General features: G+C 44.1%; 5 protein-coding genes and 1 pseudogene. 3 read left to right on the forward strand and 3 right to left on the reverse strand.

Annotated features, from left to right (window positions below; genetic code table 11):
* Positions 1 to 36 precede the first annotated feature (36 nt).
* Both FIS9605_RS0129720 and FIS9605_RS0129725 read right to left on the reverse strand, forming a co-directional pair.
* A complete protein-coding gene (locus tag FIS9605_RS0129720) occupies positions 37 to 951 on the reverse strand; it encodes a helix-turn-helix transcriptional regulator (RefSeq protein ID WP_026735834.1) in 915 nt (304 codons plus the stop codon).
* A 459-nt stretch (positions 952 to 1410) separates the two neighbouring features.
* Positions 1411 to 4320 carry an nSTAND1 domain-containing NTPase gene (locus tag FIS9605_RS0129725; protein ID WP_026735835.1) on the reverse strand — a complete coding sequence of 970 codons (2910 nt, stop codon included), beginning with the start codon at positions 4318 to 4320 and terminating at the stop codon, positions 1411 to 1413.
* Between the two features lie 132 nt (positions 4321 to 4452).
* Between FIS9605_RS0129725 and FIS9605_RS0129730 the strand changes: the two genes are divergently transcribed.
* The 3 genes from FIS9605_RS0129730 to FIS9605_RS0129740 all read left to right on the forward strand — a co-directional run bounded on the left by FIS9605_RS0129730 (position 4453) and on the right by FIS9605_RS0129740 (position 6918).
* Complete coding sequence (locus FIS9605_RS0129730) at positions 4453 to 4845, forward strand: CU044_2847 family protein (protein ID WP_026735836.1); 393 nt, start codon at positions 4453 to 4455, stop codon at positions 4843 to 4845.
* A 123-nt stretch (positions 4846 to 4968) separates the two neighbouring features.
* Positions 4969 to 6366, forward strand: coding sequence for an amidase (locus FIS9605_RS0129735; protein WP_026735837.1), 1398 nt, complete (start codon positions 4969 to 4971; stop codon positions 6364 to 6366).
* 333 nt (positions 6367 to 6699) lie between these two features.
* Entirely contained in the window at positions 6700 to 6918 is a 219-nt protein-coding gene (locus FIS9605_RS0129740) for a hypothetical protein (RefSeq protein WP_026735838.1), read from the forward strand.
* A 315-nt stretch (positions 6919 to 7233) separates the two neighbouring features.
* Here FIS9605_RS0129740 and FIS9605_RS44430 read toward each other — a convergent pair.
* Positions 7234 to 7449: pseudogene (locus FIS9605_RS44430) on the reverse strand (DUF6262 family protein); the annotation flags it as partial.

Consider the following 7449-nt stretch of genomic DNA (forward strand, 5'->3'; position numbering starts at 1 on the left):
ACCACTAACCACTAACAACTAACCACTAACAAACAACTAAAGCTGTTGATAAGTTTTTGGTGTAACTCCTGTGAGTTGACGAAAATGCTTGGTAAAGTGGCTTTGATTGGCAAAACCACACTGCAAGGCTATGTCAGTAATTGTCACCTTCCCTTGCTTCAACAATTGCTTTGCTCTTTCCACACGTTGTTGAATCACATACTGGTAAGGAGCGATACCCATCGATTGTTTGAAGAGGCGAACAAAGTAATATTGGCTCATACCCACTGTTCCAGCTAAGTCAGCCAATTTAATATCTTGGTCGAGATGGACATTAATGTACTCAAGCGTTTGCTGCAACTTGTGCTTGGGTAGTCCATCCCCATAATTTAAAATTTGGGGTTTTCTAACAGAATATTTCTTTAATAAATGAATAATTAATGTTGTTGTTAACTGTTCAACATATAAATTACTTCCCTGTCTGTCATATCCAAGTTCTTCTTTAAGCGATAACACTATACCCTGGATAAGCGGATCTTGTTTAGTTGCAAACTCTGGAATCAGTTCAATATCTGTGGGTGCATCAACTTCTGCACCCAAACTAACAAGAAGTTTGGGTTCAACCGCAACAAACATGAATTGAACATCTTTTTGCCACAGACAACGATGCAGCGTACCAGCAGGAATAATCGCTATTGTTCCCGTCGTCTGATACTCCCTTTGTCTACGTCCATCAAACCATCGTTCTGATGGAATAGCACAGAAGGCGATACTGATAGTGTGCATTGTCAAGCGATGCTCGGGGGTATCATAACTAGGTTGATAATGATGCTCGAAATGAATACCACTCCATCCAGAATTGTTGCTGGTTAGAAGTGGTGGATTAAGAAAGAGTTCACGAGAAGCGCCTTCCTGTTTGAAATCAACAAGCAAAGGCTTTTGCTGAGTTAATTCTTCGCAGTAGTTGAGCATATTACGCCCCTAACAGGAGTGTATGCAATAGACTTCTTACAGAAGCCGGGAAAAAAGCTAAACAGAAAAGGAAATAAACGATTCTTTTAGCTTTACTCTTTCCCTTTCTTAAAATATTGTGAATTTGCACAACTTTTACGCAAACTTTTCCTGGGAGATGCAATACATTTCGACCAATCTCCTACAAGGGCATTGTTGCCTAATTCTTAAAAACCACAACTGCTAGAGTAAATACTATCTATCTGAAAATAACATCTACTAAAAGTAGTATTTATTGAACCATTTATGCTGGGGCAAACGCTTGATTTTCTTAAACGCAACTAAATAGCGATCGCACTTTTATCTCATCAATGTTTGAAAACCTATTTGTAGGAAATTTAGTATTGAGAATTGAGTTGATGGGCGATCGCATTTCTTAAAAGCTATAGGAGAGCGATCGTCCTTCCTACTCTCTGCTTCCTACTTCAACCCTAGCTTGCTGCGAAACTCCTCATCGTATCTCGCTTTATCCCAATCCTTGGCTGATTTAACTTGCCGAGGTGTCAAGTTTTTAGCTCCTCTAAAATCGGTACATTGGTCGTCTTGGAATTTAATTAAGGATTCTATTGGGATTGCTATACAGCCTAAGTTAGCACCACTGAGGTCAGCGTTGCTGAGGTTAGCACTGCTGAGATCGGCTCTGCTGAGGATAGCATCACTGAGATTGGCATCGCTAAGGTCTGCACCCCTAAGATTGGCATCGCTAAGGTTTGCACTCCTAAGGTTGGCATCGCTAAGGTCTGCACCCCTAAGGTTGGCATCACTGAGATTGGCAGGACTGAGGTTAGCACTGCTGAGGTTAGTATTGCTGAAGTTAGCATTGCCGAGGCCGGCAGCGCTGAGGTCTGCATTGCTGAGGTTAGCATTGCTGAGGTCTGCATTATAGAGTCCAGTGTTCCTAAGGTCAGCTCTGCTGAGGTTAGTACCCCTGAGGTCGGCGTTGCTGAGGTTAGCACCCCTGAGGAAAGCTCTGCTAAGGTCAATACGCCTGAGGTTAATATTCTTCAAGCTGCCACCATCCTTAACTAGCTCTTGCAGTAATGCTTTGATTCTTGTTGGATTTTCTTTTTGTCCCTTCGCCAATTCAATGACTTGCAACTTTTGCGCTATTCTTTGATTTTTCTGAAAGTCGAATCCTAAAAATATAATCAGACCAAAAGAAGTTGCTAAGCCAAGCCCAATCAATCTACGCTTTGCTACACGCATCTGTCTGATGCGTCTGATGCTTTGATCTATAAACTCTTGAGCCAAATTAGATAGCATCAAATTTCCAGTTTGCTCTTGCTGAAGGGCAACAGCTTCTTTCAAGGGCTTTCTTTGAAGCAAATAAGGATAATCCTTTGGCTTTCCCCTATCTCGCCACACCTCAGCTTCAGCTTCGATTTTGCGCTTCTGTCTGAGTTTGTCCTGGTTCTCATCCAGCCATTTTCTCAGTAGCGACCAGTGGCGGATCAGCGCTTCATGGGCAACATCAACCACAGCAACTCGACCCGATTTTGACCCTTTTTCATTCAAGATACTGGTAACTATTAATTTGGCATCCGCCAATTTCTGGATGACCCTATCTACCAATTCTTCCGATTGCTTAGCAGTGACTAATTCCTGTTTGAGTACTTGCCTGCGCGTATCCTCCGCTCCCTCTCCTAGGTGCGTTAGTTCCAGAAAAATTCGCTTGGCTGTTTGCTGTTCCTCTGGTGACAGAGATTGATATACTTCATCAGCGCGTTTTTGCAGGGTTCCCTTTACCCCACCAAGCCTAATGTAGGCAGAAACCGTTAACCGCTCGACAGTACGCTGTTGCCACAATTCCGTCAGCGTGTACTGCAACAAAGGCAAACTACCAGGAGATTCTTTCACATCAGCAATCATTTGGGTGACGAGTTCGCGCTCTACTTCCAAGCCTACTTTTTTAGCTGGTTCAGTAATTGCTGCCTCTAACTCCTGCTGTGTCATTGGCGTCACCGTTACCAAATGCTCTTGAATAAAGCTGGCAAGTCCAGCATATTCTTGTTCAGCACACTTGCCAAAGAAATCTGCCCGCATCACTATTACCAAGCAGAGTTTATTATCGGGACGGTTGACAGCACCCAACAGGCACTCAAAAAACTGTTGTCGTTCAGTGCTGTCCTGACACAGGGTAAACACTTCCTCAAACTGATCCACCACCAGCACTACGCGAGGAGCTTGCACAGCACTCACCAAATGCCCTAAACCTACAGCACCTACTTTAATCAACTCTTCTGCCTTAGCCAACTGGGTAGCACGGTCAACAGTCGGTAAATCCGACTCCACAAATGTTTCTGCTAAACGTTGCAGCGGATGTTCGCCGGGTCTAAAGATATAAGTATGCCACGCGTCACTACCCGATAAACGCTGTCCCAGCTTGAGCTGATGTAGTAACCCCGCTCTCATCACACTCGACTTGCCACTCCCAGAAGCTCCCAAAACAGCGAGTAAATTTCCAGAACGCACCTTTTCCAAAAGTTGGTCAGTCAGGATCTCACGCCCGTAGAAATATTTGGGATCTTCTTCGTTGCAGTCAAAGTAAGCCAAACCCTTGTAGGGACAAATGCCGCCCAAAGCTGGATTTACAGACTCTGCTGCTTTGCCTGTAAGGATGATTTCACCACCAAAGTTGGTAAATACGAAACTCTGGGTGACGCTTTTGAGATCCTGTTTGAGAAAATCAATCAAAGTGTAGTTAGTTACTAAACCTTGTGGCTGCCGTTTGGGATCAAGCCCTTGTAAAAGTGCTTTGGTGAAAACGCTGTAATCGCTACTTACGTCTTGGTAAGCTACCTCGAACTCTCTGGATGCGGCTATGAAACAGCGATCGCGTCCTTTTCCTCTATCTCCTGGATTTGCTTCGGTAAAATTTAACAGTTCCCCACTGTAGCAGCAATCCAGCCAAATAATTTGCTGTCGAATTGAACATTCTTGAAGTAATCGGCGTAACCATTGCAGCGATAGTCCATAAAAGCCCAGATCGGGATTCACATCACTGGTAGCCAAATAGCCTTCCTGAATTCCCCGGTTTTTTCGCAGTCCATGTCCAGAAAAATAAAATAGTGCTGTGTCTGGGACGTTGTCTCCTTCAGGCTTAAACAGTTGTACCAATGCTTCTTCCAATTGGGTCAGCGTTACCTTTGTTTTCTGACCAACGCGAATGCTATTGTCTTTTTTGACTGCTGGGAGGCGTCGCACCTTGAAGCCACCATAGTCACTGAGAAGTTGTGCGATCGCTTCTGCATCCTGTGCTGGTGTTGTCAGGTTAGGCAAGCGCTCATAATTGTAAGTATTAATTCCAACTACCAATGCATCCCTGATCATAGTAGAAGAAATAAAGTTTTTTTATAGCAGCATGATTACTTAGGAAGATACAAAGAGCTTAGCGAGCTTTCCATAAAAAATTTTGGTAAGGGTGTAGTAATTACTAAAAGTACTGTTACAAGAGTTCATCCTATGACCAAACTCACACCCATCCAGCTAGATGACAACACTATCATCTACATCGAAGCTTCGGAGGACGTGAATATTCCTTTAGTCACTATAGAAGCACCTACAGAGGAAGAGGAAGAAGCGCTGCTTGACAAGGGCATGAGTCCAGCACAACTGCGGCAGAAAATGATCCAAAATTTTCAAGTAATTCAAACTACGATTCGAGCTTATACTGTTTACTCTTTACATGCGTTTAAGCAAATCCCTATCCCTAACGTAGATAAAGTTACCTTGGAATTTGGCATCGAACTGGGTGGAGAAGCAGGGATTCCCTATGTGACAAAAGGCACTGCTAAAAGTAACCTGAAAATTACCGTGGAGTGTTCGTTTCCTGAAAATAAACTTGAACTAAAATAGGTGTTTTTAAGGGGCATCCCATTTTGCAAAAAATACCTGGCGATTAGAAATCGCAGACTTCCAGTCTCAGGGCGAACTGCATTTTTATGTAAAGTCAGGATTACTTTGATGAGGCTCTAAAAAATGAATGAAATTGATTTAGCCTTTACCCCAGCCCTAGAACAGGCACAGTTAATCCGACGCCAGGAAGTGTCGCCACTAGAGTTGGTGCAAATATACCTAGAACGAATTCAACGCTTGAATCCCAAACTGGGAAGTTATTTTACGGTGATGGCAGAGCAAGCTCTTGCTGATGCTAAAGCCAAAACGGAAATGCTGGCAAGCAGCAACGAGCTACCACCGTTTTTTGGAGTGCCTATTTCTATTAAGGATCTTAACGCTGTGGCGGGTGTCCCCTGTACCTTCGGTAATCCGGCATTACTCAACAATATCCTTGACTTCGATGATGGTGTAGTGACGCGGATTAAACAAGCTGGGTTTATTCTTCTCGGTAAAACTGCTACTTCCGAAATAGGTTCATTTCCTTACACAGAACCTACGGGATTTCCGCCAGCCCGAAATCCCTGGAATTTAGAATATACTCCTGGCGGTTCCAGTGGTGGCGCAGCAGCAGCAGTTGCAGCCGGATTGTGTGCGATCGCCCAAGGTTCCGATGGTGGTGGTTCGATTCGCGGGCCTGCGGCTTGCTGCGGTTTGGTAGGAATCAAGCCAGCGCGGGGACGGGTGACTCATGCACCTGTGGGCGATCGCCTCAGTGGGATTGCAACTAATGGCCCTATCGCCCGTACTGTTGCCGATGCTGCTGCTCTTTTAGATGTAATGTCAGGTTATGTCACAGGCGATCCTTATTGGCTACCCGATCCCGAACCATCTTTCCTCACTGCTAGCAAAAAAAGAATTGGGAGATTGCGCGTAGCATATGCTACTAGTATTCTGCCGATTGGAGAAGCTGACGCCACTTGTAAGCAAGGCGTGCTGCAAACAGTAAAGTTATTAGAAGAACTCGGCCACACAGTTGCAGAAAAATCCCCAGATTTCAGCGGATTGATAGAACCGTTTCAAACCGTGTGGCAAACTGGTGTAGCTGCATCAGGTCTTCCGGCTGAGGCATTGCAGCCTGTGAATCGTTGGTTGTTATCACGCACTGGTTCTGCTGGCGAGTACCTCCAGGCTGTTTATCAAATGCAAATGGTGGCGCGGCAAATCGTAGCATTTTTTGACACTGTGGATGTACTAGTATTGCCCGTATATTTGCATTCACCCATCCGTGTAGGTGAATGGGCGCATCTGAGTCCAGAAGATACATTCCAGAATATTGTTAATTGGGTTGCTCCTTGTCCCCCAGCTAATGCCACCGGACAACCAGCGATCGCACTTCCTGTTGGTTTTGACGAAAAAGGTTTACCTATAGGCGTGCAATTAGTTGGAAAACCTGCCGCGGAAGCAACTCTCATCAGCTTAGCAGCGCAATTGGAAGCTGCTCAACCTTGGATTGGTCATCGTCCTGCATTTGTTGTTTAATAATATTGCATCTGGTGTAATACTTGTAATTTCGGTTAACGCACCAGATGCAGAGGAATTTTGATGATGGTTAATGAGACAGAAAACTCGAAACTGAGAGGATTTCTTCAAAGTATAAGATCCCCCTAGGGTGTGTTTTCAAACTATAACCACAAAAGAATGGAGACGATCGTATCGGGTGGCGATACGGCGAAATTGTTTGAGCCTGTTGATAGCACGTTAACAATCTTAACCACATCTCTACGAAACACGCTTATTAACCAAAGCAGCACTGCACGCGCTAAGATTGATGTTAAATTAACAATTCTTGATGCTAACGCCAGGAAATTACTTATGTTCATTGACGAACTGACGCCAATCTGGCAACAATTCACCCAGCACCCAGTTTCATTTATGGGCGGGTTCTTCTCTGGTGTGCTTCGACTCAACCTTGCTGACGATCCTGTTAAAAGCTGGCTATCTCAACAGATTGGCTCAACCACCTACACCACCTCTACTACTGAGGGACATAATGGCAAAGCAGGGGGTCCTCAGTCAATTGCAATTGAGTGAATCTTTTACCTACTTCTAGGGAGAATGCTAGAACAATGAAGTAGAACCAGCAAGATTCTATTGTCAAGGTACAGCACGACAGTTGTTTTATTTGGGGAGACTCCAAGACCGCACTGACTCGTCTACGTGTTAGGTAGCAATCGGTTTTTAAGTGGTTGATTACCCTGCCACTTTCATTTCATAAGCTTACCATCTCCACGGCAAATAAAATGTCACTTAGGACTAAAGCTCATAAGAGTGGTTTTCATCCACTATTATGTCGTTTTTAACGTCTACAACGTAGATAAGCAAGTGATTATACGCTGTTGTCATTTTCTACAACGTTTCAAGTGGATACTGAGCTAACATCTCCGAAAAAGGTATCCACTTTTCATCGTTAGTGTAGATCATGATGCCGTCTTTGGTAGTTTGACTAGCTTGAATCAACCTATGCAGCTTGGCTTTTGGATACCATTCGGTGAATAAGTCTAACTCCGATTTAATTTGAATTTTCCCATTGGGTTTCCATCCTTGCTCAATAGCTGTTTTCAG

Origin of the sequence: Fischerella sp. PCC 9605 (genome assembly GCF_000517105.1) — a bacterium.
Taxonomy (GTDB): domain Bacteria; phylum Cyanobacteriota; class Cyanobacteriia; order Cyanobacteriales; family Nostocaceae; genus PCC9605.